Here is a 24,150-nt window from a genome sequence, read left to right on the forward strand (position 1 = left end):
CCAAGGGCCTCAACGGCGCGTGCCGGGTCGACGACGCACCCGAGGATGCCCTGTGCGTCCACGGTCCACACATGGCTGCCGTCCAAGACGACGTCTCGCGGAGCGAGTTGGTGACCGCCGGAGCACTCGAAGGCGCCGTTGGAAAGAGCGCGAAGCGGCCGGGGGTCGGTGGCGCAGGTGCCGCACGTGATCGCGTGCATCAGACCCCCTCGAACGCCGTGACGGTGGCGCCCGACCGCCTACATTGACGGTGCATCACGAAAGACTGAGGCTAACGTCGTCTGATCCAGGGCGCGTTGAGGTTGGGGCGAATGGCTAACTATCATGACGTTTCTACCCGTATTGCGGTTGTCTCGCTTGTCGGCGTGGCAGTGGCCGGGGTTAGCGGGCTCCTGATGACCAGCACGTTCGACTCCCTTTTCTCGAGCCGTAGTGCTGCTGAGGAGGAAGCGGCGAAGCACTACGACGACGCGGTTGCCGGCGGCGCCAAGAGTGGTGCGACGAGAGTGGTCACCGTCTCTGATCCGGTGCCAGCGTGGCTGTGGCCGGTGATCCTTGGTGCGCTCGCCGTGCTGGTTCTGCTTGTTGTGTGGGCGTCCATTCGTCTGGCTAAGGCTCGCCTGGCCGAGGCAGCGGAGGAGCGGCGTGTTCTCGAATCCGCGGCAGACCGGCTTCGGGAGAAGATGGAGCTGCCCAGCATCGTGGACTTCAATCGGATCCTGCTTGAGCGGTACCACAGCATCGCCACGGATCAGGCGACGAAGGCGTATCTCAGCAGCCGCTTTGCCATGGTGGTTGGGCTGGTCATCATGATCGTGGCCTTCTTCGCCGGCTGGCAGCTCAATGCGCAAGGCGACAGACTCTTCATTGGTTCGGTTGCGGCCATCGGTACGGCCTTCACCACCTACCTGAGCCGCACCTTCATGCAAACCTATGAACGCGCTCTGCAACAGCTCAACCAGTACTTCAACCAGCCGGTCTTGAACGGGTACTTCCTCTCGGCAGAGCGCATCGCGGCGTCGCTGCCGGCGGAGCGGCAGGCAGACGTGCTGGAACGCGTCGTGCAGGACGTGCTGGAGAGCGCGAAGGAAATGCACCGCAATACAGCAGCTGAGAAGGCTGTGACAGCTGCCGCCAAGCCCCCGCGCCGCCGCAGCCCCAAGGGCCAGCACGACACTGTCCCACAGCAGCAGCCTGGGGCGTAGCCGCATCGGAACGCCTCTGCGTCCGCTTCGCCACGGTGGGTCAGTGCGGCGGGCGGGCGCCGGGCCGGTCTAGTACTCCAGCCGTAGATCGTGATCTTGCTGCTGGGGATGCCGACAGCGGTTCGTGGAGTGTAGGGGCATCCCGCCAGCTCTCGCGACGGTCGGTTCACAACCTTCTAGCCAAGGGTTCGTTGATCTCTCCGAAGCGCAGCCCGTGACCGGAAGGTGTTGTCGTGACCAGTGCTATCTCGGTGGAAGACCGCTGTATCGACGCATTCGACGACCTCAAGAGGAGCCGGCACATCACCACCGTGCTGTACCGGCTCAATGACAGCCTGGACACCCTCACCCTGGACTTCGCAGGGAACCTGACCCACGACGAGCTGCTCAACGTTCTGCCGTCCGATCCCCGCCTCGTGGTCTATGAACTGTGCTTCGCCGACCGCAGCGGCAACCGCCAAGAAGCGATCGTGCTGATCGCCTGGTCCCCTCAAGACATCAGTCCCGAGCAGGGGACAGCGCAAGCCGCCTGTTACGCCGCCCTCAGAAGTCAGTTTGAGGGCATCGACATCTCCCTCGAGGCCACGAGCCGGTCCGACCTGGAGTACAACCACCTCGTCCGCGTCGCTCAGTCCTAACCGCGCAGCCCAAGGCATGGGCGCCGCGCCCTCCTTGCCGCTCTGCGGTCGATGGCGCCGGAGGCAACACGACAGGTTGGGCCGCTCTTCGGTGTCGTCACACTCGGCGCCGTACTTCTTGATCCGCTCAGTCTCGGTGATACCCAGCCTCGCTGGGTGCATCGAGGGGTCATTGGCCGTCTGGGCGCAGAGCACCACCGGCAAAGAAGTGCGCGGCTGGCCGAAGGGAAAGAAGACGCCGCTAGTCCCCTGTCGTCTTCCTCTCTGACTCGATGAGCTCGTTGGCCATGTCCTGCGAGCTCGGCTGTTCTGCCAGGCCGCCCATGACGTCGGCCACGTCCACGTCGGTGCTGTCGAAATACCGTCCGGCGATCTCCTTCTGCTTCGATAGTGGCTGGTCCTTCAGCCATCGCCCGTTGTCCGCGCTGATCAGGTGCATCAGGGCGCTGACCGGGTCCGTGTTGTGACCGAGTACTTCGGTCATGGGATCTCCTTTCGTGGAAGGGGGCGGGCCCCGAAGGCGTTGGGTGATGGCCGCCGGCCCTCTAACCCAAAGTTCTGCCCGCGGTGACCGATGCCGCGGGCCTGCCGCTTCGGACGCGCGTGACAGGCCGACAGTCCGTGACGAAACCTAATGCCGATCCATGGGGCTCGCCGTGACGCACCGGCCCTGCGCCAATCCCACCGGCTCGGCCGGCTGTGGTCAGTCGGTGGACAGTGCCTCGAGGAGTTGTCCGACCTCCAGGTCGGGCAGGGCGCGGGCGACGTCGGCCTGCGCGACCATGCCGATCAGGACGTGGCCGTCGATGACGGGCAGCCTGCGGACCTTGTGTGCGGTCATGGTGCGCAGGATCTCGGCGGCGTCGTCGTCGGCGCCGATGGTCACGGCTTCGCCCTGAGCCAGTTCCCCCGCTTCGGTCTTGGCCGGGTCCTTTCCCTCGCCCAGGACCTTCACCACGATGTCGCGGTCGGTCAGAACGCCCTTGAGTCGCTCGTCGCTGCCGCAGATGGGCAGCGCTCCGACACCAAGACCCGTCATCTTGCGCGCCGCGGCCAGAACACTCTCGTGCTCACCGACGCACTCTGCGTCTGCGGTCATGATTTCCCGTGCGGTGGCCATCATGACCTCCCTTCGGATTGCGGTTGTTTACTGGTTGCGGCCGGTCAGCAGGTCCCGGGCGCGGTCGACGAGTCCGATTCCCGCACCGACGATCTTGTTGCCGGGAGGAGTGGACGGCGCGGAAGGGTGCGGGCGGGTCGGGGCCGTCTTCTTGGCCTTGCGGACCTTGTCCCCCAGCTCCTCCAGCTCCTGCGGTGTGCAGGCGGCTGCCAGCAGCGGGAAGAGCCGTACCTCCTCGTCGCGGATGTGTTCGGTGACCTCGGACTTCAGCTTCGCCACGAGCGTGTCGAACTGATCGTCGCGGGCGTCGCGGCCCTCGAGATGCTTGAGCAGCCGCTCCGCGCCGGCATGGTCCTCAAGCTCCTTGTCCGCCAAAGCGTCGCCGCCGTCGACGTGCTCACGCACCGCCGGATAGAGGTACTGCTCCTCGGCGACCGAGTGCCGCACCAGCTCCACGGTCAGCTCATCAGCCAGATCCCGGCGCAGGGGGTCACCAAGCGGCAGCGCCTCGATCTTGATGAACAGTTCGTCCACCTCGCGATGGTCCACGGTCAGCTCCGCGATGACGTTCCCTCCGTGCCCCATAGCGGGGGCCTCCCCTCAATGCGGTCGCCGAGGCCGAGCAGCCGGGCTCGGCCTCTCGGCGGCCCGGGTACCCGAAGCTCACATCACCACACACCCTGCGACCCGTACCTGACGCCTGGGACGGCAGCAACACGCTTGGCCTACTGCTGTCGCGCATCGCGCCCAACCGTCATGAAGTGGGAAGGCAGGCCGCCGGAGCAAAGGCGCTCCCTACGGCGCATGCACGCCAATGCTCGGTACTCGGCTCGGTGTGCGCATGCACGTCACGTGACGACTCGCGCCAGAAAGGCACAAAGTCATGCCGGCAGGATCAAGTTCCAAGCGGGAACGGCAGTACGAGCACATCAAGGAAGGCGCTCAAAAACGCGGGGCTAGTGCTTCGCGTGCGAAGGAGATCGCCGCGCGCACCGTGAACAAGGAGCGAGCACGCTCGGGCGAATCCAAGAGCACCAGCAAGACGTCCACCCAGGACAAGAAGTCCGCCTCCCAGCGCGGCGGCGAGCACTCGCACAGCGGTTCGCAGGGCCCCACCAAGGACCAGCTGTACGAAGAGGCCAAGAAGCGCCACATTGATGGGCGCTCCTCGATGAACAAGCAGGAGTTGCGCAAGGCCCTTGGCCGCTGACGAAGAAGGATGGGGGTGCCACGATCCAGACGGGCCGATGTTGACCGGCTTAGGCGGCTTCTGGTCGGCGGCCGCGTGTGCCTACCTGCTGCCCGAGCACCGCGGCCAGGGCATCGGCTCAGCCATGGGCGAGGCGTGCGAGGGCGTAGACGCCGGCGAGGCGGACGGCGGCTTGGTCGTGGCCGAGCTGTTCGGCGGCGCGCTCTCCCCCAGTCGGGCACCGAGATGTCGGCGGCCGCGCCGCAGACCGTCCCGGTACTGCTGGGCCCCTGACGCCGGTTGGGCATCCAGCATGCGGCGCCCGCCTGCCGGACGGGAGTGATGGCGGGAGTGCACGGCGCGCACAGCGACCCAGACGGCGGGCGGGCTCCTGACGTGGCAGTCTCATTCCGGCGTGATCGCGAGTTCTCTCCAGGAGCGCACCGGATGAGCCCGGCTTGATCGCCCGGACAGGTCCTCGTGGGCCGCGGAGCGGTCCGGGCCGCCGACGGCGATTCGTGGGCGGCTTTGTTTGGGCGGACAATGGTGGGCAGGCGTACCAGAACGGTGCTTCGGACCGGAGGCATCTACCCGCGAGCGGCGAAACGCTTTCTGGTCGAATGGCCCCCCGGCGCATCGCTCCTCGCGGACGGACCGACAGTCCCGACCGTTGAGGAGCGTTCTCATGCTCACCGACCAAAGGCCCCGGCGCCACAGCCCGTCCGGTCGCGTTCACGACGACAGTCCGGACACGGCGGACGCGTTCGCTCACCTTGCCGGCCTCGATGAAGGACCCGAGCGGGATCTGTTGTGTGAAGAGGTCATCGAGGCGTGGCTGCCCATGGCGCACCGCATGGCCGGCAGTTTCCAGGACAAGGGCGAAAGCCTCGAGGACCTGCGCCAGGTCGCGGCCATGGGGCTACTCAAGGCCGTCCAGAACTTCGACCCGCAGCGTGGCAGGTTCGAGCCATACGCCGTCCCCACCATCAGGGGCGAGCTGCGCCGCCACTTCCGCGACCACATGTGGGACGTCCACGTCCCCCGGCGCGTGCAGAACTTGCGCAACACGGTCCGCCTCGCCCGCCGCGAACTCACCCAGCAGCCCGGCGGCAGCTCAGAACCCAGCGTGACCGCCATCGCCACCCATGCCGGCCTGAGCGAGGGCGAGGTCCGCGACGGCCTCAAAGCCATCGACGGCTTCAGCGCCCTGTCCCTCGACGCGGGGCTCGTGTCCTCAGGCGACGCCGCTTTCAGCCTCGCGGACGCGCTCGGCGCCTCGGAGGCCGCCTACGACGTGATCACCGACCGCGAAGCCGCCAAGGCCGGCCTCAAACACCTCCCCGAACGCGAACGCACGATCCTCTACCTACGGTTCTTCGAGGACATGACCCAGAGCCAGATCGGGGAACACTTCGGGATCTCACAGATGCACGTCTCCCGCCTCATCCACACCAGCTGCCAACGCGTACGCGACGAAGCCACCCGCGACCAGCAACCTGGTCAAGGCGCACCGGCAGCCTGACCGCAAAGAAGACCGGCGGGGTAGGGCACCTGAAGCGTCCCGGCCCCCGCGGCGGAGTCGTCGCGGGAGGCGGACCTGGACTGCTCGGGGTGGAGCGCGAGGGCGAGCCGACGAGATTCAGACGGCCGCCGGTCGAGAGGGCAGGAAGTGGGGTGGCTTTCGGAGTGGTTGTGGGCGACACGTACCGGCTAGGGTCGCGGTAAGCGATCGCTTAGCCGGTTCCGGGGCAGGGCTGCCCGCGGCCCAGAGCAGAGGCAGGAATCTGATGCCGGTCATCGACGTGTGGATGCAGCACCCCACGCTCCGTCACTCCAACCACGAGATGTTCGAGTCGTTGCGCCGCTGGACCGGGCGGGGCCTGCTGGAGGAACCGTTGCCGGTCAAGGCCACCGTGGCCGCCCTGGCCGCCGCTGATGTCGAGATCGGCCTTTCGGCGGCCTGGTACGGCCCGCAGGGGCCGCTGATCAGCAACGATGAAGTGGCCGAGTTCGTCGCCCAGTCCGACGGCCGGCTGCGTGGGGTGGCCGGCGCGGACCTCACCCGGCCGGTCCAGGCCGTGCGCGAGCTGCGCCGCGCCGTGGAAAAACTCGGCTTCGTGGCCCTGCGGATCGTGCCCTGGCTGTGGCAGCTCCCGCCCACCGACCGGCTGTACTACCCGCTGTACGCCGCCTGCGTCGAACTCGGCATCCCCTTCTGCACCCAGGTCGGACACACCGGGCCACTGCGCCCGTCCGAGACCGGCCGCCCCATCCCCTACATCGACCAGATCGCTCTCGACTTCCCCGAGCTGACCATCGTGTGCGGACACATCGGCTACCCGTGGACCACGGAAATGATCGCGGTGGCCGACAAGCACCAAGGCGTCTACATCGACACCAGCGCCTACACCGCCCGCCGCTACCCCCACGAGCTGGTCGACTACCTGCGCGGCCGGGGCCGCACCAAGGTGCTGTTCGGCACGAACTACCCGATGATCACTCCAACGAAGGCGTTGGAGCACCTCGACGACCTCGGCCTGGACGAGGAGACCACAGAGCTGTTTCTGTCCAGCAACGCACGACGAATCTTCAGCCTCCCCCGCGACAAGCAGCCGGGCGAGGACGCACAGGCCACCTGAAAGCTGAGCCCCGAATCGTGCGTCGCGCCCGCGCGTTCACGTCATCGGGCTGAGTCCCCCGACGCGCAGAGCCCGGCCCGGCCTTCGCCGAACCCGGCCGGGCCACCTGCTCTTCGCACGCCGCCGTGACCGACAGGTAAAGGAGCCACGGCGGGCAGCGCCGGGACATCCGGTTGCCGGCAGTCTTCTGGCGAGAACACGCGGGACGACGAGCACGCGTAGGCGTCACCGGAGGCGCCTCAGGCATCCAGCGCACCAGCTGGCGCATGAAACTGCGGGCGGCAGGGTCGACGCTCGGGCCCACGAGCACCAGGCCAGTAATGCGCTCCGGATGCCGGACGGCGGCGTCGACGGCAACCTGGCAGCCGAAGGATCCGCCAAGCAGCACCGCCCGGTCCAGGCCGACAGCGGTCAGCCACTCGGCGAGCGCGTCAGTCAGCGCCCGCAACCCCAGCGGTCGCAAAGGACTGCCGCTGGCACCGTACCCGGGGAGGTCGACGCTCCACGCGTCGTGGCGACGGGCGAGGACCTCAAGGAAGGGCCGGAATTCCCGACTGGAGACTCCGGCGCCGTGCAGGCACACCACCGGCGGTCTCCGTCCGGCAAGCCGCCAGGCCACCATCGGCCGGCCGCTCACCACCGCCGTGATCCGTTGCATGAACCATCCCTACCCCGCAATCCAGCTACCGCGTCCTGCCGACGGGATGAACGCAAGGACACCGTTGCCGTCTCGACCTACATCCCCGGCCTGCCTCACCACCCTGATGTCGGGACAGCGGGCTGTTCCTGACAACGTCGGCGCCCGCGCCCCCGTTCGCGCCCCGCGGGCGGTGAGCATGCGGCGGGGAGCGGGGGCGCTCGGCCACGTCTCAGCCGCCGGATCGGTGGCACATGTTCGGAGCCCGCTCCAGCCATCCCCGCGTACCCAGGGGGCTGAGAGTCAGCGACCGAGGGCCTTGCGCAGTTCCTGCTTGTTCATGGTCGAGCGGCCCTCGACATTCTTCTTCTTCGCCTCTTCGTACAGCTGGTCCTTGGTCGGGCCGCCCGGCCCGCTGTGGGAGCGTTCCCCGCCGCGCTGGTAGGCGGATTTCGGGTCGCGAGTGGAGGACTTGCTGGCGGTTTCGGCCTCCCCGCTACGCGCACGCTCCTTGTTGACGGTGCGGGCGGCGATTTCCTTGGCCCGCTTCTCCGAGGTGCCACGTTCCTTGGCCTGTTCCTTGATGTGCTCGTACTGTCGTTCCCGCTTCTTGCTCGATCCTGCAGGCACAGTCCCTCATCCCTTTCACACTTTCGGGATCTGTCAGGGCCCTACCAGTGCACGCCCGAACCCTCGGCGCCGCCAGTCAACGGCGTCGGCCGGCCTCAGTCGCCCCGACGTCGTGACTGCGAGGAAAACGAGGGCGGCGGCTACTGGCCGCGGCCGGAGAGGTAATCGCGCACCCGGTCCACCATTCCCAGCCCCGGGGCAAGCAGCTTGTTCGCCGGTGGGGTGCTCGGGGCGCCGGGGTGCGGACGGGTGGGCGCGGACTTCTTCGCCCGCCGCACCTTGTTGCCCAGCTCCTCAAGGACATAGGAATGAACACCGTTGCGCAGCCGGGGGAAGAGGTGGCTCTCCTCGTCGTACACGTGGGCGGTCACCTCGGTGTACAGCTTCACCACCAGCCGGTCGAAGTCGAGATCGGCGGGTTCGCGCTGCTGGAGGGCGGCGAGAAGCCGTTCGACGCGGGCGTGCTCGGCGAGCTCCTTGTCCGCCAGGGCGTCGCCGTCCTGCAGATGCTTGCGCACGGCCGGATAAAGGTACTCCTCCTCGGCGACGGAGTGCCGCACCAGTTCGATCGTCAACGCATTTGCCAGGCGCTTGCGGTCCTCGCTCCCGGGGAGAATGTTCGAGAACTGCTTGAAGAGGTCTTTGATCTCACGGTGGTCGGTGGTGAGTTCCGCGATCACATCACCGCCATGCCCCATGGCGCGCCGCCTCTCGATGCGCAGCCAGCACGTCCGGCTGTCCCCCTCCACGGGTTCCCGAAGCCGTGAGGGCATAACGCCCCGGTGGCGCACCTGCGCACGTGCCGGCGGTGGGGGCGCCGAGCCCAGGGGCGCGCCAGTGGGAAGCACAGGCCCGTCCGTCCGAGGGCCGGCGATCCAGAGGAAATGCGACTTCTTGCGGGCCTGCCGGTGTGACCTACCCAGCTGCCATGTCCGGACCCGGCAGGAGCGTTTCGTCCAGGTGGTATCCGAGCTCGCGCAGGCCGCGCGCCACGGCCACCGCGCGCCGGTGCCGCTCCGCTCGTTGCGGCGACGGGACGGACTTCTCCACCGGGCCCGACCGAGGTGAGGGCGGGGGTGGTGTGACGTCTTGGACCGCGTCCCACGCCGCACGCGCGACTTCCTCCGCCACTCGGTCATCGATACGACCGCTGTCCTTCCAGCGGGCCAGCTCCTCGTCGGTGCCGGCACGGCCCATGTGCTCGTCAATAGCCCTCCGCGCCTCGCGGACGTCAGCCGATTCCGCCGGTCCATGTTCCGGTTCTGCCGTCATGCAGCGCAACGTATCCGCGGTTGGCCCAGCGCCAACTGCGCCATGCTCGACCGTCACGCTCAGGGGCTGTGGCTCACCTGAGTACTCGCTGCGTCTGCCATAGGAACTGTGCACGATCCGAGTGCCGGAGGTTCTCCGCTCTCGGCCTCAGGCCCTGTCATGTCGTCAGTTCCGCGGCTTGCCTGCTCAACAGGTCCGGCGGCGTCAGTGCACGGCGCGAGGGCAGAGGTTCGAAGACGTCGTAGAGGGCGACATGCAGGGCGGCGGCCAGCCGTGGCCTGCCACCGCGCACCCTCCACAGGGGGACGCACCGCGTCGCAAGGCGTCTCCACCTGTCTCCTGGGAGGGTGCTGGCGACCCTGCGCGGGGAGATCCACGGCGGGCTCAAGGACGTGGAGGACTGGAGCAACGCCAACACCGTGCTCCACTACGGCAAGGTCGGCGCCCTGACCGGCCAGGGCCAGGGGCACTCCAGTCCGCGCTCGCGCGCGTCAAAGTGGCTCACTCGTTCGAATAATGCTGCCGGGCCCGGAGGCCAGCAGGGAGGGCGGTCCGCAGACCCCACGGCGCGTGCGGCAGGTCGGATGCGGGCGGCCAAAGGGGGCACGCCCGTGACACGCCGCGCCGGGAGCGCCGCCGCCGTATCCGGGACGGGCACATTGGCACGGTTACTCCAAGCGCTCCCCTTGGAGTGGCTGGCCGATGTCCCCGCGGTACCCGCGCCCTCGCCGCGGGGCATCTGTTCCCTGCACCGCAGCCACGCTCCCCGTCCCGCTCATGCGCCGCAGGGCTCTCCTCTCCACAAGGGACAAACAGGAGGTTGAGGGAGGGGCCCCTCTGCGGCCTGCGGGAAGGCGCAGAGGGGCCCGACGTCGGGCAGTCGCCGCAGGTGTGCACCGCCATCCCCGCTGTTCGCCCCCACACACTGTCGACGAATAGCGCGAAGCCCCGAGAGCGGCTGCCCTGCCTGCCACAACGACACTCCCGCCCATACGTTGCGGGTGTGGCAACCAGCCCGCATCTCACGCCGGCCCCTTGGGCTGCGCCCGGGCGTTCACATCGTCGGGCTGCGGCTCCAACGGAGAAGGGCCCGGCCCGCCTTTCGCCGAACCGGGCAGGGCCACCCGTTCTTCGTACGCCGCCGTGACCGACAGGTAAAGGAGCCACTACACGGGCGGCGCCGGGTCATTAAATGCGCAGTTGGAAAAGCCCTCCCAGCGGCCAGATCAGGTCGCAGTGATCGACTCGGCCGAGGTGCACCCGCAGCGGTGGCGATGGAGGCTTGAAGGCATGAGGGCCCTGTGGTCGGGCGTGCTCCAGTTCGGGCTGGTCGTGCTGCCCGTGAAGCTGTTCTCGGCGACCGAGGAGCACCGGGTGCGGCTGCGGGAGGTCCATGCCGCGGACGGCGGCAGGGTGCAGCACCGGCGGTTTTGTGAGGCCGAGGACCGTGAGATCCCGTATGAGGAGGTCGGGCGCGGCTGGGAGCTGCCGGACGGGCGGCTGGTGCCGCTGGGCGATCAGGATCTGGCGCGTCTGCCACTGGCGAGCCGGCACGTCGTGTCGGTGCTCGGTTTCGTGCCGTGGCAGGACATCGACCCGATCTCGTTCAGCCGGCCGTACTACGTCGGTCCCGACGGGCCGCCGGCCGAGCGGCCCTATGCGCTGCTCGTCGAGGCGCTCGCGCGCAGCGGGCAGGTGGGCGTGTGCAAGGTCGCCGTCCGCTCGAGGGAACGGATCGCACTGCTGCGGCCACGCCACGGCATCCTCATCCTCCACACGCTGCTGTGGCAGGACGAGCTGCGCGATCCGGGGGACTTGGCCCCGTCCGCGCCGGTCACCGATCGGGAGCTGGAGCTTGCCGAGGTGCTGATGCGTGAACTCCCGGGTGTCGGGGTCGGCCAGCTGCGGGACGAGTACCGGCAGGCGCTTGAGGAGCTGGTCGCAGCGAAGCTGTCCGGCGACGAGCTGGCCGCGCCGCCCGAGCCGGTGCCGGCGGTGGACTTGATGGCCGCGCTTCAGGAGTCGGTGCGGGCCGCACGCGCCCACCAGGGCGGCTGAGTGGCCGGCGGCCGTGCCTAGCGGTACTGCCGGGAGTACTGGAGCGAAGAAAAGCAGTGACCGGCCGGGGGCCTCTCGCGGGCCCGGAGAGCCACGGAGGTCGGCCCCCGGCCGGTGGTCTGTGCTGGGAACTACCGGTGGGACGAGACCGTCGGGTCGGTGTCGGTCGTGCGCGTACCGCCTGCGTGCTCGCTCTGCTCCTTGAGGTGGCGGGCCTTGTCCTTCAGACGCTGACGCTCCTGCGGGTCAGTGGCGCGTTCCGCGGCCTGTTCCAGGTCCTGGACCCGGGCACGCATCTGCTGGGCACGACCGGCCTCGCCTGCAACGCTCATGATCACTCCTTGGGTGATGGGGAAGAGCGGGCCACATCAGCGAAACAGGCCCCGTCACCCTCTGCATGTCGATCAATCACCCACTGTTAAATGCGCAGTTGGGAAAGCCTCCAGCGCGGTGGGCGAATGTGACGCGCTGGCTCAGTGGCCCCGGTCCCATGGGATCGGATACGAGACGGTCGGCGTCGGCCGGGGCTGCGGCCGGTCCCAGTCCGGGAACTTCACCGGATACACGGCCGTCGACCGGGGCCGGGGCCTGTGCTTGTTGGAGCCGTCTGCGCTGCCGCTGCCCGTGGTGCCGGCGAAACCGACGACCACCAGGACAATGACGGCCACGGCGCTCATCTCCCGCCGCGCGCCGGGCGCCCAGCGCGAGTGCGCCCGCACCCTCGTGCCGTCCGCGCGGACGTACTTATTCACGTGCACCACTTGGCTGCTCCCCCGTCCAGATCCGGTGCGCCCCTCGCGCACGGGACCCACCAGGAAAGCACCCGCCACTGACAACACGTCAGGAATGGTGGCCAGTTGTGGTGGTGAGGGGCCACATCCGGTCACGGTCTGAGACCTTGCGCCCCGCGGCGCTTGACGTGCCCGGGGTCGCCGAATGGTCGAACTAATATCGGGCTATGGCCACAGATTTCCCCAGCGATCTTCTTGCCGCCCGGCGCGATCTCGACGCCGCGTACGCGGCTCTCGCGGCACTGTCCAGGACGCTGCCCTGGTCGGTGGAGCCGGACGAGAACGGCATCGCCGCGACCGGCCACGGCCCCCACGACATCGCGCGGCCGCCGACCCCGGGCTACACGGAGCAGGACGCCGTCGAGGTCGCCCGGCTCAAGGCCGACGTCATGCGCCTCGCCACGATCGTGACCGGACACGAGTTCTGGGGCAGCCTCTCCGGCCCGGACCTCGTCGAGGCGCGCATGGGCCTGATCAACGCAGCGAAGGCGTCTGCGGAGCGGCCCGACGTCGTCGAGGCGGCCTGAACGGCGCCCCGCGCGTGCTCATGACCCTTGCCGTGGACCAGATCGGCGGCGCTCGCCCGAGCGAAAGCGGGCGTAGCCTGAAGGAGTAGCCGTAGTCGAGCGCAAGGTGCTCCGACCAGGAAAAACCGCAGGGAAAGCCCCCTCGCCCGTGGGGGCTTTCCCATGTTCCAGGCCACCCCGGTCAGAGGTCCAGGACGGAGCGCAAAGCCTGGTCGACGCGGGCCATGGTGGCCGCCTCGACGGCGCCAAGGTGACTCGCCCCGGCGAAGCAGGCGGCGCGCAGCTGCTGGAGGTTCCCGGCAACCGCGGTGCACAGGACCGGGTCGGTGAGGGTGACGGACAGGGCGGTGTCGGGGTAGCGGCCGGCCGGGTGCAGCACGAGGGTGAGAACGGCCCCGTACGCCTCGTCCAGGCCGGACAGGGAGACGACCAGGACGTGCCGGCCGTCGGACAGGGACCACACGTCCCCGCGCTTGAGCTCTCGGGTCACAGACTGTCGCCCTCGCCCGCCAGGTCCTCGCCCAAGCCGAGGCCGGCGAGCTGGCGGGCGGCATCCAGGGTCGCGGCGCGGCGGGCGGCCCGCACGATGTAGGCGTTGACGCTCAGCCCGGCCGCCTTCGCCGCCTGCCTGATCGCGGGAGCGAGCTCGTCGGGGACACGCAGCGTCATCGGCGTGATCGACATGGCACCAAGGTAGCCACCACAAAGTGATGGCGTCAGGCCGTGTCAACAACATGCCGGCCCCGGTACCTGCGCCCGCGGCAGCCGGCCCTGGCGGTCACAGGATGGTGCCGTGCAGGGCGCGGCGGTCGTCGGATATCGCGTAGCGGCGGGCGGCGAGGCCGTGGTCGAGGGGTTTGCCGATCGCCTCGCACAGCGGTGCCAGGACGTCGGCCGCGTCGGTGTCGGACAGGTGCGCGGGGGCGACTTCGAGCATCAGCTCGCCGAGCGCGTGCTCGTTGGCGGCGAGGTCGTCGACGACGCGGGTGAGTGTGGGATCCGCCGACGGACCGGCAGGCGCCGGAAGCGAGGGTGAGCTGGTGCGGACGTCGCGGACGGGCTGGCGGACCACCGTCGGCTCGTCGAGGGATCTCAGGCCGCTGTGGACGCGCGTGGCGAGGCGGCGGGTTATCAGCTCCGCCACGTCGCCCCTGCGGGCGGAAACGGCGATCAGGGCGCGCTGGGACAGGCCGTAGTCGAGGGCAGCCGCGGCGGCCGGGTCGCTGTCTCGCACGCGAGACATCTCGGTGCCGGCGGCGGCGCGGTGGATCGCGGCCAGCGAACGGGCGACGTCCAGGAACCGGTACGCCTGGGCCCGGGAGATGCCGAGCTCCGCGTGGCAGTACGACTCCCAGCTGGTGAAGCCCAACGGGAGCCAGACGCGGGCGGCGTGGGCGTCGCGGACCCGGGCGGCGAGTATCGCCACGCAGCACCGGACGTCGTCCATCGCCGCGCGCAGTCCGGCCGTCATCTCCCGGGCGCAGGCCGCGGTCAGCGGCGGCCGCGCCGGTTCGGCAACGACGTCGTACTGGTCGTGGTCCTGGTCGCGGATGCCCATACCTCCATCGTCCTGCGCACCGGCAGGCCAGGCCAGGAGGTCAGCGGTCGCTTGCCTTGGGGTGGCCCGTGGAGGCACGGTCGATCCAGACCGTGCGGCGCTCGACGTCGAGCAGATACCAGATACGGCCGCCGGCGGTTACCTCGATCTGCCAGCGGTCCATCGCCTCGCCGTGGTGCACGCCGCGGGCCAGCTCGCCCTTGAGCCGGTGATGGCGCTCGGTGCGGGCGGCCGGGGCCGGGTCGGTGCGCATCAGGTGCCAGGCGGCGCGGGTGTTGCCCGCGGCCTGGGCACTCAGCTGCTCCCATCCCTTGGCGGCCTCGCCATTGGCGAAGCGGATGTCCCACTCGTCGGGGCCCGGCGGCGGGGCGGCACGCTCTCCGCGCTTTGGGCTCACGCGGCGGTTCCGGGCTCGGGCACCGGTCCGTAGTCCTCGCCCGAATCGGTGGTCAGCGCGGCGTAGAGCTCGGGGTCGGCGTGCACCTCGGCGGTGTGCCGCCACTCGGTGAGCAGCTGGGCGACGCCTGCGGTGTTGTCCAGCGACGTTGCGGCGCCGAGCGCCTCGACCAGCTCGACGGAGAAGGCGCGCACGTCGTGTGCGGGGAGGTAGCGCACCCACGGGAAGGTCGCCGGCAGCACGTCCAGGACCAGGGTGCGGCCCTGGGGGGTGCGCATCATCTCCACGAACATCCGGCTGGTTGCGCCCATCACCTCCAGGTCCTGGTCGGCCCGCGCGGCGGTGGTCAGCACCAGGTCCTCGTCATCACGGCGTCGGAGCACTATCCGCCGCGTGCCGCGCAGGTTCGCCAGCGTGGCCTTGGGCTTGTTCAGCAGCTCCGAGAGAGTCAGCTCCAGCACGCTCATGAGTTGAAGCTTAGTTGACAAGTCCGGGTTTCGCGCGGTCACGGGAACGGGTCGGCGAGGCTGACCTCGGCCGCGGGAAGGCTGTCCTGTGGCAGCGAACTTTGAGCGCGTTCCACCGAACCTTGATCGACGTGAGTCTGCGTGTCGTCGAAGAGGACGTCTCAGCGGCCGGCCTTCTTTTGGAGGACCCAAACGTAGTGCCACTTTCCATGTGTGCGTTTGAGCTTGGTGTCAGCGAACGCCTGGATGGTCGGCCACAGGCCAGTTGCCCCGGCCGCGAGCGTCGCGCTGATGCTGAGCGCACCCTGTAGGGCCGCGGGGCGGACTGCGGCAAGGACCGCGCTCGTGGTGCCCAGTACGGCGCCGGCGCGGCTGAGGGCCCGGGACCGGGCCGCGCTGCTCATCTGCGCGGCAGCGGCGTTCAGCTCGTCACGGATGGAGAGCGCGATCCGTTCTAGGGCCGGGCCACCTGAGAATCGACCGCTTCCAGCGCGTCATCGAGTTCGAGGAGCCGGGAGCGCATGAAATCGCGGTACAGGCGGTATGAGTCGAACTCCTCCCTGGTGACCTGGGCGAAGTCGGTGAGGCTGAGCCCGTCGATGAAAGGCAGATCGATCTCCAGGACCGGACGGACCACCCGGCTGGCAAGAGGTTTGGTCCCCGCCAGATCTACAGCACGGCCATGCTCCACCATGAAGTCGATGGACCGGTCACTGAACGAGGGCAGAGGACCGGGACTGCTGGCAGCCAGCCTGTCTTCGTTATCCCTCCACCCCGCGCGTCCTTGCGTGTAAACCGGCAAGTACCAGGCAAGCCCGCTGCGTAGGAGGGGTTCCGCGTCCAGCAGCCACCGCCCCACCTGGGCAAGATCATTGGTCACCATTCCGTAGCGATATGTCAGGGTTGATACCGGTGTCAGGCGCTCCCCTCCGTTCTGATCCATGTTGCTGCCGTAAGTACTCCGAGAGTGCTGCCCGATCTCGTGCACCGATCCGATGCCGTGGTCGGACAACAGCATCGTGTCCGCGACCAGGACTATCCGCTTGGTGACATGTGTGAAGCTCCCCAGCTCCGAGGAGAGACCGACGTAGTACGGGTAGGCAGCGGTGGACTTCGCGCTCAAGAGGCGCTCGTGGTTGGGGTAGAGCGTGCGGGCGTAGTGGTGGGCAACGTCCGAGAGAGCGGCTCTTCTCGGCGCCGGAAGTGAGTCGAAGAACTCGTTCATCCGGACGGCCACAGCCCGGTTCTGGTACGAGCGGCGATCCCGCCACGCTCGCCATCCACGTCGAAGCATCCGTACAGCATTGCCGGTAGCCGAACCCGCCGTCCAGAAGTTCACATCCCAGCAAGGTCAATGCGAACGGCGCCCCGTGTCGGCCCATCGGGCCCGTCAGCACCTCAGCTGCTCCGACCGACTGGGGCAATCAATTCGGTGACACAGACTCGCGTCGCTCAACGTTCAATGGCACGTACTCAAGCTCCGATGACACAGGACAACCACGCATGCCGGACTCTCGCCTGTTAACTCGCCCAAAAAATCGAACACGTGCTCTAATCAATCTATGAGCACCACGGCCCCGGACACCCTGACCGACCGGCAACGCCGCATCGTCGCGTGCGCGCGGGAGTGGATCGCCGAGCATGGCGAGGCGCCGTCCGTGCGCGAGCTGGGCGCGGCCGTGGGACTGACCAGCTCCTCCAGCGTCGCCTATCACCTGCGGCGGCTGCGGGAGCGGGGCCTGGTCGTGGAGACCCGGGGCCGCCGCAGCGACCGGTGCCCGCACTGCGGGCGGTGATCCGTCTGTTCGTCCGTGATGCCGCCTCACGGCAGAGGCAGAGTGTTATGAGCGGGGCTTGCCGCGCACGGCGCCGCCGCGTCCGCGCAGGGTGACGCCCGCCTCGGTGAGGATGCGATGGACGAAACTGTAGGAGCGTCCGGTGCTCGCCGCGATGCTCCGGATCGAGGCGCCGCCCTCGTAGGCGGCCTTCAGCTCGGCGGCGACCTTGTCACGTGCCGCACCGGTGATCCGCTTGCCCTTGTCCATGCCCGTCTCCCTCCCGGTTCGAAGGGGATCATCGCGCACCCTGCGGCGGTCTGTTAGGGAAACAGCCTGGTTCGCCCGCGGCCGGTACGTCGTCAGGTGGTGGGGGGCACGGCGCGGGACAGCGGCTCGAGGTCGCCGTAGAGGGCGGCATGCAGGGCGGCAGCCAGTTCCCGGGCCCGTGGCTCGTTGTCCACGTCGTGCAGGGCGAAGTCGACGGCGCCGGCCAAGGAGTCGGGACGGATCTCCCAGGTTCGGATGAGACGGATGACGGCCGCGCGCACCGCCTTGTACACGGTGGGGGTGATGGTGTGCTGCGGCGCGGTGAGCGCATCGGCCTTGACCGTCCACAGCGAGCTCCCCTGCTGCTCGACCGCGATGAACACGACGCCCTGATCCTTGGCCGCCTTGCACGCGGCCTCGAACGCTTCCAGACCAGTCGTGTCCGGGATCCGGTCCGCGGGACAAGGCGTCGGCAGCGGCTCCATGACAAGCATCCTCCCAGCAGACCGGCGCAGGCGCTGTTCGGTGACGCGGAGCGTGGACGCGCAGCGTGTGCCGACGGGAAGGGAGATAGTTGAGAGGGGTGCGCGACAGCGGCCCGCTCCCTTCCCGGGCCGCGTGAAGAACAGCCCTGGCCCCGCCCGTGCGGGGGCATGGCCAGGGCTTTTCGCTGGGGGCGGTGTTCATGCCAACCGACCGAAATGATCCACTGATGGGGCTGCCGTGCCGGGGCCCCACGGGGGAGGCCCCGCCACGGCAGCCTGGAGCGCGGCGCCGGCGGGCGCCTCGCGGCTCCACGGGGGAAGCGGTGCGGGCGCGGTGGGGACCACGCCCGCACCGCGCGGACAGCATCACCGCACACGAGCGAACAGCCACCCCTCGGCATCCGGATCACCGGCCCCGGGCGGCCCGGGAGTGCGAAGCGACGTGCCGAGAGCGGCCGTGAACTGCGATAACGCCGCCCCGACTGTCATCCTTGAAGACCGGACAACCCCCCGGCCCACCGGGACGGCCTGAAGACACGCGAGCGGAGGCCATCATGCTGATCAGTCACCGCGTCGACGGCGACACCCTGCGCGTGACCCTGCACCACAGCCTCGATGTCCACACCAGGGCCGCGGCCGCCGCAGAGATCGAGGACCTCGTCCACACCCACCGGCCCCGCCGCGTCTCCGTCCAGGTCCCCGCCGGCGAACCCACACCCGCGACGCTCAGCGTCGTCGTCCGCGCCCAGCGCATGTGCCAGAGCCTCGACATCCCCCTCAACCTGACCGGAGCCACCGCGGCCGCCCAACGCCTGTTCACCACGAACACCGCCTGAAGGCCTCCCCCGGCCGGCACGTCCCTTGACCCCGCCCGCATGGTGCCGGCGCGTCAAGGGAGGTGGCGGCACTGGACCGGCCGGCCGACAGCCTCGGGTTACCGGGCAGGTCGGCGAGGCTGCCGGCCGGTACAGCGGGTGCGCGGATGGGGGGGGAGAGGGACCCGCACCCGCCGGCCTAACGGGTGGGCCACGGACACCTGGCCAACCTGACCCACTCCCCATCCACCTGCCCGGGCACGACACGCCCCTCCGCCTTCCAGCGGGTGGCGAGTGCCGCGAAGATCGGCTCACCAGACGAAGGAGGAATCGTTTCCCCGCGGCCGGTGACCGCAGCGGGCCGGGGCTTCGTCATGGTCACACAGGTCTAACGCGCGCATCCGGCTGCAGTCACGCCGGGCAGCACCAGCGCTCCCCCGGCCCGGACGTGCCGCTACGCCGAGAGAAGGCGCGGGGCTCGACCCGGCACGCCATGGTGAGCGTTCCCCGGGTGCCGGGTGAAGTCGGCCCGGGGCGCGGTGCTGCTCCTTCGACCAGTCCGTTTCCCCGGGCCGACTTCGACGCCCTGTCGCAGTGAAGGTTGAGCCGCGAGGGCCGTCGGCGGCGTCAGCTCGTAGCACCGCCCGTGAGAAGCCGGAGGCACCCCTACCGCAACGACACTTCGGCGTGGGACAAGCGCTGGCCGTCCGCCGCCCGGCGGGTCGCGATCTCCCGGATGCAGTACATCGCGATGGCTAGGACGGCAGGCGGGACCGTGCCCGGTTCCGGGTGGACGAAGGCGATGTAGGGAGTGACGGAGACAGGGATGTCCAACGCCTCGGCGGCGGTGTCGAACAGTGCGATGGCGTTGAGGGCCACGAGTGCGTAGCCCACTCTGCGGGCCCCGAGTCCGGTCTGGGCTGTAAGAGCGGCGGTCAGAGCCAGCAGGCTCGCCAGAGCGACAGTGGAGATGCCCAGCATCCACCAGTACCCCACATAGCTCCCGTCGACCGTAAGCGCGATCACCGTGCCATACATGCCGAACAGCAGCAGCGGCAGGGCGAAGCGGGACACTTTCGTCACCGCCGCACGCCAGACCGGACGTGCCATGAGGACGAAACGGCCGATGAGGAAGGCAGTGACGAGGGTGACCACGAGCGCGCCTGACGCTGCGTCACGGGCGTCCTCTTCGCCGTCCAGATTGATCGAGACCAGAACTGCGCTCGCCACCACCGTCAGGAGCCAGACCGCGCCGGACAGCCAGAGGCCTCCCACAGACGTGCTCCTGGCGGTCGAAGACGGGGAGACCTCGTCCTGCCGCGTGAGCACCTGGGTGGAGGCCGCCCGGTCGAGCTGCCGCAGGGCACGGGAGACGTCAGCGGCGGTTTCGTACCGTTCGGCGGGGTCCTTCCTCATGAGTCTGCGGACGAGACCGTCCCACGCGCCGGGGATGCCGGGCCGCACCGAACTCGGGGCGGGTGGTTCCTGGCTGAGGTGGGCCGTCAGATAGCCGACACTGTCGGGTGCTTGGAAGGGCAGTCGGCCGGTGATCAGCTCGAACAGCAGACACCCGAGTGCGTAGAGGTCGCTGCTGGGCTCCGGGTAGCCGCGTGCCTGCTCGGGGGCCATGTACGGCGGCGTGCCGACGATGAACCCGGTCTGGGTGAGACGGTCGGCGGTGGCATACGGGTCGGCCGCCCGCGCGACGCCGAAGTCGAGGACCTTCACCGTGCCGGTGTGCGTGATGAAAATGTTGGACGGCTTGATGTCCCGGTGCATCACGCCCGCCGCATGCGCCTCGGCGAGGGCGTCGCAGACCTGCGCGCCCCACCGGGCCGCCTCTTCCAGACTGACCTCACCCCGGGCCAGCTTGGCGTCCAGGCCCTCGCCCCGGACCAGTTCCATCACGAGAAACGGGGCATTGCCGTTCTCGGGCCCGCTCTCGCCGAGGTCGTGGACGGTCACGATGTGCGGATGCTGCAGACGAGCCGTGATCCGGGCCTCACGCAGGAACCGAGCGCGCGCCTCACTCCCGCGGCTTCCGCCCCCGGCGAGCAAAGAGATCACCTTGACCGCGACGTGCCGGTCCAGCGTCTCGTCCTGCGCCTCCCAGACCTCACCCATGCCGCCCTCACCGAGTTGCCTCACCAACCGGTAGCGGTTTCCCAGGAGTTGATCCCGCACGGTGGCCCCCTCAGCCTCGGCTTCACCACGCCCCGATCATGCCACGGCGCTCAGGGCTGGGGGCCGGGCATCGGGACTCGGCCGCCTTCGCCCGCTCCCACGCGGTCAGTGCTGCCAACCGGCCGGGCAACCCGCCGCCCCTGACGCCGAAGAAGCATCGGAAGCCCTGGCACCTCACGCTGCGCTCGGGCAGGGTGACGCCATGTCGGACGCACTGTATGGATTGATTGGCGCCCTCGCCGGATCAGCGATTACCGCCGCAACCGCCTATGCCGGGCCCTTGCACCTTCAACGCCGGGCCCTTGCGGAGGCTCGACAAGAGGCGGCGCGCGCCCGACAACGTGAAGAGGACGCGCGCGAAGCCGCTCGGCTGCGGGAAGCGGAACAAGCACGCACAGTCGAACAGCGACAGGACGAAGAGCGGCGCCGCGCCGAGCGGGCTGAAGCCTTCATGCGGCTCACTCGTATCCGCTCCACAACCCGGGAATGGGATGCGCTCCTACACCGGTACGAGCAAGACCTGACGTGGCGGCGAAGCCCGTCCGTAGAGAACTTTGATCAAGAAATGGAGCAAGTGGCACGAGATGCTCGCGCGGCCGTCGACGAAGCGGCGCACGACGGTGTGCGGGTGCCGCAAGGGCCGGGAAGCCCCAGCTACCACCCTCCGGGATGGCACGAGCCACTAGAGCCAGAAGTGATCGCAGCCACTGCTGCCCTAGCCGCCGCTACGAGTGTGGTGCGTGAACACCTCCTCGCGGACGAGGCGCCGTCCCCGGAGCGCCTGACAGAACTGCGCCAGTCCCTGGCTAAGGCTGAGAATGCTCGACACGCACTGAACTCGTTCCTGATGGACCTGGTCGAGCGCAACACACTCGCTCAACCACCAACGTGAGGCGAGGCGTTCGTACCGCCTCGCCCCAGGGGCCGCCTCGATCACTCAGACTTCGATGGCACACGCTCAAGATCCGCTGTCACAGGACAATCAAGGTGCGTCCGGACCTGGGGCGAGGGGGCCACCTTGCCGAGAAAATCGGACACCTGATCGGTGTTCTGGCATCACGCGCCGATGCCGACGGAGGCCACGTAGGCGTAGGCGGCGTAGTCGCTGTCGAGGTCGGTGATGATGTCGTCCCAGATTTCGTCCATCAGGTCGGCGTTCTGGGCGGCCCAGGCGTCGACCATGTCCGTCCACACGTAGCGGACCGTGATCGAGCGCTCGGTGATGTTCGATCGGGCCCGGGCCTGGGGGACGGCGTTCTGGTCGACGGGGTAGATCTCCACGCGGCGGCCCTGGCCGTCGTTGTCGAGGTGCCGCTTGAGCCAGCCGGAGCGGATCAAATTCTCGCGGCGGCGAACCCAGTAGGCACTGTCGAGGCGTTCCAGGTTGGCCTTGCCGGGGCGGGACTTGCCCCGAAACCACGAGCGCATGGCGCGGTCGCTGACGCCCTGGGCGCGCAGCTCGGCGCGGCCGGCCTTGCTGTCGAGGTAGCGCAGCCGGGCGTTCTGGCCGCGCGTGGAGGTGATGGGCGAGGAAAAGCCGGACTCGTAGACGATGCGGTTGAGTTCCAGGATGAGGGCTTCGCCGCCCTTCAATCCCCTCGCGTCGTATTTCTTCCACTCGCCCCAGCGTGCCCACAATTCCGGCGACCCGCCCATTAACGGTTACCCCCGAGCGTATAGGTGTTCTTCGCCTTGACCTGGTTCAGTGCGCGGCCCTGAGGGAAAACCGGGCGCCAGTCTCCGGCGACATGCAGTTCGTCGGTGCCGGAAATCTCGATCACACTCAGGCCCGCCTTATTGGCTTTATAGGCCTTGCGCCACAGGTTCGTGAACGCCTTCGACCGGATGATGTGCATCCAGTCCGGGCGGCGAATATCCGTGTTCGCGCTGGATTCACCGATCGTGGACACGAACTTAGAATACATGGCCTTCACGTACTCCACGACGATTTCGTCGTTTTCCGTGATCGCGGTATCCCTGGTTTCCGCGAGGGCGCGGCGGAGCTTTTCCAGGAGGCTTTCCGTACCGCCGGACAGCATCGCCCGGTGGATCTCGGGCGCCTTGCACAGGCCCCATTTCGCGCAGTCGAGCAGGAGGCGGACCATCGAGTCCGGGACCCAGACCGGGCCGGGCTCCTTGCGGGCGCCGAGCGGGTTGGGCAGGTCCGCGTGCTCCCACACCGGCGGGGTGATCTGGTAGACGCCGGACCGCCTCGGGTCATGCACACCGGTGGTGTCCTCCACCAGTTTTCCGATCGGCAGCCAGCATTTGAACGCGGACAGGTAGGCCGCGTTCATGTCCAGCGCGGTCACCTCGAACTGTTCGCCTTTCTTCACCGCGTCGTACGCGGTTTTATTCCGCCACTTCGGACGGCCCTCCCAGATTTCGTCCGCGCCCTTCTGTGTTTTCTTCCGCAGAATGTCATCGGTCGGCGGGAATTTCGAGTGCGCGTACCGGCCGCCGACCCGGGAACGCTCGAACAGCGCCATCACGTCCGGGATCGCCGTCTTGATCAGCGCGGCCTGTGCCGCCTCGATGTCGCCCTGCGACCACGCCAGGACATCCCGCACCCGGGCATGGATCTGATCGACGAGCATCTCCGAGGCGTAGCCGGGCGCCCGGCCCGCAGCCGACGTCGTCGCCTGGCCGGCCGCAGCAGCCGGAGCGGAGCCCGGTTCTTCGGCGGCGGGTTCCGCGGCTTCTGCGGCGGGGGCGGGCTCCGCCTCGGGCGCCTGCCCGGCGGGCTCACGCGCAGCAGGAACCGGCACGACCACGTCCACGCCGTCATCCACGGGCACAGGCTGCGGGGCGCCGGGTTGCGGCACCACGGGCTCTCCCGGGCCCGTCGGCGCGAACTCCCCTTCCTGGTCCGCGCCTTCGGCGTAGTCGGCGATCGGATCAGCAGCATCCAGGGCTGCGATGCACTCCTCGCGCGTCAGGTGCTGCCACATGCCTTCGACCGCGTCCGTAGCAGGCTCACCGCACAGCACACACGGCCCACTCAAGGCCTCGCTGCGCGGCACCGACACAGCCGTCGGGACGGAAGCTGCGGGCGGCGCAGCGAGCGGGAGAGAGGCCTGCCCGGGGCCGGAGCCGAGGGAGGACAGGACCGTGACCGCGTGCGTCGGGCCGGCCAGCAGATCGAGCACCCCGATCCGGTAGTGCGCCGCCAGCCGGTCGACGTCCTCCAAGGTCCAGTGCTGCTTCCCGCTCTGCTTGCGCGACACCTGCGCCTGGGCCTGCCCGAGCGCCGCCGCGAGATCCCCCTGCCGCTCACCGGACCGGCTCATGAGCGCCGTCACCGTGAGCCTCAACAGTTCTTCAGTACCGAGCGTCATGCATAACACTCTAGCACTCCAAATACGATTTCTGCATAGAGAATGCTAGATTCGCCCACTCGTACACTCGAAAGTGTCCCTCCAAGGGACACTTTTACGACGGCCCTGGCCCCCTGCCGCAGAGCGCGAGATCAGTCGCAGGGGGCCAGGTGGTG

Annotated in this window: 30 protein-coding genes and 1 pseudogene; 10 read left to right on the forward strand and 21 right to left on the reverse strand. The window is 68.8% G+C overall.

What is annotated here, in order from left to right; all coding sequences use genetic code 11:
• Positions 1-200: pseudogene (locus ACFC96_RS40780) on the reverse strand (hypothetical protein); the annotation flags it as partial.
• A 195-nt stretch (positions 201-395) separates the two neighbouring features.
• Here ACFC96_RS40780 and ACFC96_RS40785 point away from each other — a divergent pair.
• On the forward strand, positions 396-1,205 hold the full coding sequence (locus ACFC96_RS40785; protein WP_376617387.1) for a hypothetical protein: 810 nt from the start codon (positions 396-398) through the stop codon (positions 1,203-1,205).
• A 233-nt stretch (positions 1,206-1,438) separates the two neighbouring features.
• Positions 1,439-1,843, forward strand: a complete 405-nt coding sequence (locus ACFC96_RS40790) for a cofilin family protein (protein WP_376617388.1) — start codon at positions 1,439-1,441, stop codon at positions 1,841-1,843.
• 241 nt (positions 1,844-2,084) lie between these two features.
• Here ACFC96_RS40790 and ACFC96_RS40795 read toward each other — a convergent pair whose 3' ends face one another.
• From ACFC96_RS40795 to ACFC96_RS40805, 3 genes are all read right to left on the reverse strand, one after another.
• On the reverse strand, positions 2,085-2,327 hold the full coding sequence (locus tag ACFC96_RS40795; protein ID WP_340459613.1) for a hypothetical protein: 243 nt from the start codon (positions 2,325-2,327) through the stop codon (positions 2,085-2,087).
• Between the two features lie 219 nt (positions 2,328-2,546).
• Positions 2,547-2,963, reverse strand: coding sequence for a CBS domain-containing protein (locus ACFC96_RS40800; RefSeq protein ID WP_376617390.1), 417 nt, complete (start codon positions 2,961-2,963; stop codon positions 2,547-2,549).
• Between the two features lie 27 nt (positions 2,964-2,990).
• Positions 2,991-3,548 (reverse strand): hemerythrin domain-containing protein, encoded by a 558-nt coding sequence (locus tag ACFC96_RS40805; protein WP_376617392.1) that lies wholly within the window; start codon positions 3,546-3,548, stop codon positions 2,991-2,993.
• Positions 3,549-3,846: 298 nt separating this feature from the next.
• On the opposite strand from ACFC96_RS40805, the gene ACFC96_RS40810 reads away from it, so the two are divergent.
• From ACFC96_RS40810 to ACFC96_RS40820, 3 genes are all read left to right on the forward strand, one after another.
• Positions 3,847-4,173, forward strand: a complete 327-nt coding sequence (locus ACFC96_RS40810; RefSeq protein ID WP_376617393.1) for a plasmid stabilization protein — start codon at positions 3,847-3,849, stop codon at positions 4,171-4,173.
• 664 nt (positions 4,174-4,837) lie between these two features.
• Complete coding sequence (locus tag ACFC96_RS40815) at positions 4,838-5,674, forward strand: SigB/SigF/SigG family RNA polymerase sigma factor (RefSeq protein ID WP_376617395.1); 837 nt, start codon at positions 4,838-4,840, stop codon at positions 5,672-5,674.
• A gap of 265 nt (positions 5,675-5,939) precedes the next feature.
• A complete protein-coding gene (locus ACFC96_RS40820) occupies positions 5,940-6,791 on the forward strand; it encodes an amidohydrolase family protein (RefSeq protein WP_376617397.1) in 852 nt (283 codons plus the stop codon).
• Here ACFC96_RS40820 and ACFC96_RS40825 read toward each other — a convergent pair.
• From ACFC96_RS40825 to ACFC96_RS40840, 4 genes are all read right to left on the reverse strand, one after another.
• Positions 6,742-7,449, reverse strand: a complete 708-nt coding sequence (locus ACFC96_RS40825) for an alpha/beta fold hydrolase (protein WP_376617399.1) — start codon at positions 7,447-7,449, stop codon at positions 6,742-6,744. The genes ACFC96_RS40820 and ACFC96_RS40825 overlap by 50 nt on opposite strands.
• Positions 7,450-7,731: 282 nt before the next feature.
• A complete protein-coding gene (locus tag ACFC96_RS40830) occupies positions 7,732-8,058 on the reverse strand; it encodes a plasmid stabilization protein (RefSeq protein WP_376617401.1) in 327 nt (108 codons plus the stop codon).
• 140 nt (positions 8,059-8,198) lie between these two features.
• A complete protein-coding gene (locus ACFC96_RS40835; RefSeq protein WP_376617403.1) occupies positions 8,199-8,756 on the reverse strand; it encodes a hemerythrin domain-containing protein in 558 nt (185 codons plus the stop codon).
• A 217-nt stretch (positions 8,757-8,973) separates the two neighbouring features.
• On the reverse strand, positions 8,974-9,330 hold the full coding sequence (locus ACFC96_RS40840; RefSeq protein ID WP_376617405.1) for a hypothetical protein: 357 nt from the start codon (positions 9,328-9,330) through the stop codon (positions 8,974-8,976).
• Between the two features lie 1,290 nt (positions 9,331-10,620).
• On the opposite strand from ACFC96_RS40840, the gene ACFC96_RS40845 reads away from it, so the two are divergent.
• Positions 10,621-11,388 (forward strand): Ku protein, encoded by a 768-nt coding sequence (locus ACFC96_RS40845; RefSeq protein ID WP_376617407.1) that lies wholly within the window; start codon positions 10,621-10,623, stop codon positions 11,386-11,388.
• A 131-nt stretch (positions 11,389-11,519) separates the two neighbouring features.
• Here the strand turns inward: ACFC96_RS40845 and ACFC96_RS40850 are convergent, their stop codons facing one another.
• Positions 11,520-11,720, reverse strand: a complete 201-nt coding sequence (locus ACFC96_RS40850; protein ID WP_376617409.1) for a DUF6381 family protein — start codon at positions 11,718-11,720, stop codon at positions 11,520-11,522.
• A 141-nt stretch (positions 11,721-11,861) separates the two neighbouring features.
• On the reverse strand, positions 11,862-12,149 hold the full coding sequence (locus tag ACFC96_RS40855) for a hypothetical protein (RefSeq protein WP_376617411.1): 288 nt from the start codon (positions 12,147-12,149) through the stop codon (positions 11,862-11,864).
• A gap of 197 nt (positions 12,150-12,346) precedes the next feature.
• Here ACFC96_RS40855 and ACFC96_RS40860 point away from each other — a divergent pair, with 197 nt between their 5' ends.
• Positions 12,347-12,706 (forward strand): hypothetical protein, encoded by a 360-nt coding sequence (locus ACFC96_RS40860; protein WP_376617413.1) that lies wholly within the window; start codon positions 12,347-12,349, stop codon positions 12,704-12,706.
• A gap of 181 nt (positions 12,707-12,887) precedes the next feature.
• On the opposite strand, the gene ACFC96_RS40865 is transcribed toward ACFC96_RS40860, so the two are convergent.
• The 6 genes from ACFC96_RS40865 to ACFC96_RS40890 form a co-directional block, all read right to left on the reverse strand.
• Positions 12,888-13,196, reverse strand: a complete 309-nt coding sequence (locus ACFC96_RS40865) for a hypothetical protein (RefSeq protein WP_376617415.1) — start codon at positions 13,194-13,196, stop codon at positions 12,888-12,890.
• On the reverse strand, positions 13,193-13,390 hold the full coding sequence (locus ACFC96_RS40870; RefSeq protein WP_376617417.1) for a YlcI/YnfO family protein: 198 nt from the start codon (positions 13,388-13,390) through the stop codon (positions 13,193-13,195). The genes ACFC96_RS40865 and ACFC96_RS40870 overlap by 4 nt, the downstream gene beginning before the upstream one ends.
• A 94-nt stretch (positions 13,391-13,484) precedes the next feature.
• The gene (locus ACFC96_RS40875) at positions 13,485-14,264 is read right to left on the reverse strand and encodes a hypothetical protein (RefSeq protein ID WP_376617419.1); all 780 of its coding nucleotides are present in this window, start codon (positions 14,262-14,264) and stop codon (positions 13,485-13,487) included.
• A 40-nt stretch (positions 14,265-14,304) separates the two neighbouring features.
• Entirely contained in the window at positions 14,305-14,661 is a 357-nt protein-coding gene (locus tag ACFC96_RS40880; protein WP_376617420.1) for a hypothetical protein, read from the reverse strand.
• Positions 14,658-15,128 (reverse strand): DUF6247 family protein, encoded by a 471-nt coding sequence (locus tag ACFC96_RS40885; protein ID WP_376617422.1) that lies wholly within the window; start codon positions 15,126-15,128, stop codon positions 14,658-14,660. Before ACFC96_RS40885 ends, ACFC96_RS40880 begins: the two co-directional genes overlap by 4 nt.
• Positions 15,129-15,582: 454 nt before the next feature.
• On the reverse strand, positions 15,583-16,353 hold the full coding sequence (locus ACFC96_RS40890) for a hypothetical protein (protein WP_376617424.1): 771 nt from the start codon (positions 16,351-16,353) through the stop codon (positions 15,583-15,585).
• Between the two features lie 337 nt (positions 16,354-16,690).
• On the opposite strand from ACFC96_RS40890, the gene ACFC96_RS40895 reads away from it, so the two are divergent.
• Positions 16,691-16,924: a LexA family protein gene (locus ACFC96_RS40895; RefSeq protein WP_376617426.1), complete on the forward strand. Its 234-nt coding sequence runs from the start codon at positions 16,691-16,693 to the stop codon at positions 16,922-16,924.
• Positions 16,925-16,969: 45 nt separating this feature from the next.
• On the opposite strand, the gene ACFC96_RS40900 is transcribed toward ACFC96_RS40895, so the two are convergent.
• Positions 16,970-17,173: a helix-turn-helix domain-containing protein gene (locus ACFC96_RS40900; protein WP_376617428.1), complete on the reverse strand. Its 204-nt coding sequence runs from the start codon at positions 17,171-17,173 to the stop codon at positions 16,970-16,972.
• 92 nt (positions 17,174-17,265) lie between these two features.
• Positions 17,266-17,658 carry a hypothetical protein gene (locus ACFC96_RS40905; RefSeq protein WP_376617430.1) on the reverse strand — a complete coding sequence of 131 codons (393 nt, stop codon included), beginning with the start codon at positions 17,656-17,658 and terminating at the stop codon, positions 17,266-17,268.
• Positions 17,659-18,212: 554 nt separating this feature from the next.
• Between ACFC96_RS40905 and ACFC96_RS40910 the strand changes: the two genes are divergently transcribed.
• Positions 18,213-18,494, forward strand: coding sequence for a hypothetical protein (locus ACFC96_RS40910; RefSeq protein WP_376617431.1), 282 nt, complete (start codon positions 18,213-18,215; stop codon positions 18,492-18,494).
• Between the two features lie 645 nt (positions 18,495-19,139).
• Here ACFC96_RS40910 and ACFC96_RS40915 read toward each other — a convergent pair.
• Positions 19,140-20,657, reverse strand: a complete 1,518-nt coding sequence (locus ACFC96_RS40915) for a serine/threonine-protein kinase (RefSeq protein ID WP_376617433.1) — start codon at positions 20,655-20,657, stop codon at positions 19,140-19,142.
• A gap of 202 nt (positions 20,658-20,859) precedes the next feature.
• Here ACFC96_RS40915 and ACFC96_RS40920 point away from each other — a divergent pair, with 202 nt between their 5' ends.
• Positions 20,860-21,549, forward strand: a complete 690-nt coding sequence (locus ACFC96_RS40920) for a hypothetical protein (protein WP_376617435.1) — start codon at positions 20,860-20,862, stop codon at positions 21,547-21,549.
• A gap of 164 nt (positions 21,550-21,713) precedes the next feature.
• Here the strand turns inward: ACFC96_RS40920 and ACFC96_RS40925 are convergent, their stop codons facing one another.
• Positions 21,714-22,250, reverse strand: a complete 537-nt coding sequence (locus ACFC96_RS40925) for a hypothetical protein (protein ID WP_376617437.1) — start codon at positions 22,248-22,250, stop codon at positions 21,714-21,716.
• 62 nt (positions 22,251-22,312) lie between these two features.
• Positions 22,313-23,995: an acyltransferase gene (locus tag ACFC96_RS40930; RefSeq protein WP_376617439.1), complete on the reverse strand. Its 1,683-nt coding sequence runs from the start codon at positions 23,993-23,995 to the stop codon at positions 22,313-22,315.
• Positions 23,996-24,150 lie beyond the last annotated feature (155 nt).

Source organism: Streptomyces sp. NPDC055955 (assembly GCF_042270245.1).
GTDB lineage: Bacteria > Actinomycetota > Actinomycetes > Streptomycetales > Streptomycetaceae > Streptomyces.

Coding starts and splice junctions, on each gene's coding strand:
- ACFC96_RS40785 (WP_376617387.1), top strand. CDS start 396: ATGACCAGCACGTTCGACTCCCTTTTCTCGAGCCGTAGTGCTGCTGAG.
- ACFC96_RS40795 (WP_340459613.1), bottom strand. CDS start 2,327: ATGACCGAAGTACTCGGTCACAACACGGACCCGGTCAGCGCCCTGATG.
- ACFC96_RS40800 (WP_376617390.1), bottom strand. CDS start 2,963: ATGGCCACCGCACGGGAAATCATGACCGCAGACGCAGAGTGCGTCGGT.
- ACFC96_RS40805 (WP_376617392.1), bottom strand. CDS start 3,548: ATGGGGCACGGAGGGAACGTCATCGCGGAGCTGACCGTGGACCATCGC.
- ACFC96_RS40810 (WP_376617393.1), top strand. CDS start 3,847: ATGCCGGCAGGATCAAGTTCCAAGCGGGAACGGCAGTACGAGCACATC.
- ACFC96_RS40815 (WP_376617395.1), top strand. CDS start 4,838: ATGCTCACCGACCAAAGGCCCCGGCGCCACAGCCCGTCCGGTCGCGTT.
- ACFC96_RS40820 (WP_376617397.1), top strand. CDS start 5,940: ATGCCGGTCATCGACGTGTGGATGCAGCACCCCACGCTCCGTCACTCC.
- ACFC96_RS40825 (WP_376617399.1), bottom strand. CDS start 7,449: ATGCAACGGATCACGGCGGTGGTGAGCGGCCGGCCGATGGTGGCCTGG.
- ACFC96_RS40835 (WP_376617403.1), bottom strand. CDS start 8,756: ATGGGGCATGGCGGTGATGTGATCGCGGAACTCACCACCGACCACCGT.
- ACFC96_RS40840 (WP_376617405.1), bottom strand. CDS start 9,330: ATGACGGCAGAACCGGAACATGGACCGGCGGAATCGGCTGACGTCCGC.
- ACFC96_RS40845 (WP_376617407.1), top strand. CDS start 10,621: ATGAGGGCCCTGTGGTCGGGCGTGCTCCAGTTCGGGCTGGTCGTGCTG.
- ACFC96_RS40850 (WP_376617409.1), bottom strand. CDS start 11,720: ATGAGCGTTGCAGGCGAGGCCGGTCGTGCCCAGCAGATGCGTGCCCGG.
- ACFC96_RS40860 (WP_376617413.1), top strand. CDS start 12,347: ATGGCCACAGATTTCCCCAGCGATCTTCTTGCCGCCCGGCGCGATCTC.
- ACFC96_RS40870 (WP_376617417.1), bottom strand. CDS start 13,390: ATGTCGATCACGCCGATGACGCTGCGTGTCCCCGACGAGCTCGCTCCC.
- ACFC96_RS40875 (WP_376617419.1), bottom strand. CDS start 14,264: ATGGGCATCCGCGACCAGGACCACGACCAGTACGACGTCGTTGCCGAA.
- ACFC96_RS40885 (WP_376617422.1), bottom strand. CDS start 15,128: ATGAGCGTGCTGGAGCTGACTCTCTCGGAGCTGCTGAACAAGCCCAAG.
- ACFC96_RS40890 (WP_376617424.1), bottom strand. CDS start 16,353: ATGAACGAGTTCTTCGACTCACTTCCGGCGCCGAGAAGAGCCGCTCTC.
- ACFC96_RS40895 (WP_376617426.1), top strand. CDS start 16,691: ATGAGCACCACGGCCCCGGACACCCTGACCGACCGGCAACGCCGCATC.
- ACFC96_RS40900 (WP_376617428.1), bottom strand. CDS start 17,173: ATGGACAAGGGCAAGCGGATCACCGGTGCGGCACGTGACAAGGTCGCC.
- ACFC96_RS40905 (WP_376617430.1), bottom strand. CDS start 17,658: ATGGAGCCGCTGCCGACGCCTTGTCCCGCGGACCGGATCCCGGACACG.
- ACFC96_RS40910 (WP_376617431.1), top strand. CDS start 18,213: ATGCTGATCAGTCACCGCGTCGACGGCGACACCCTGCGCGTGACCCTG.
- ACFC96_RS40920 (WP_376617435.1), top strand. CDS start 20,860: ATGTCGGACGCACTGTATGGATTGATTGGCGCCCTCGCCGGATCAGCG.
- ACFC96_RS40930 (WP_376617439.1), bottom strand. CDS start 23,995: ATGACGCTCGGTACTGAAGAACTGTTGAGGCTCACGGTGACGGCGCTC.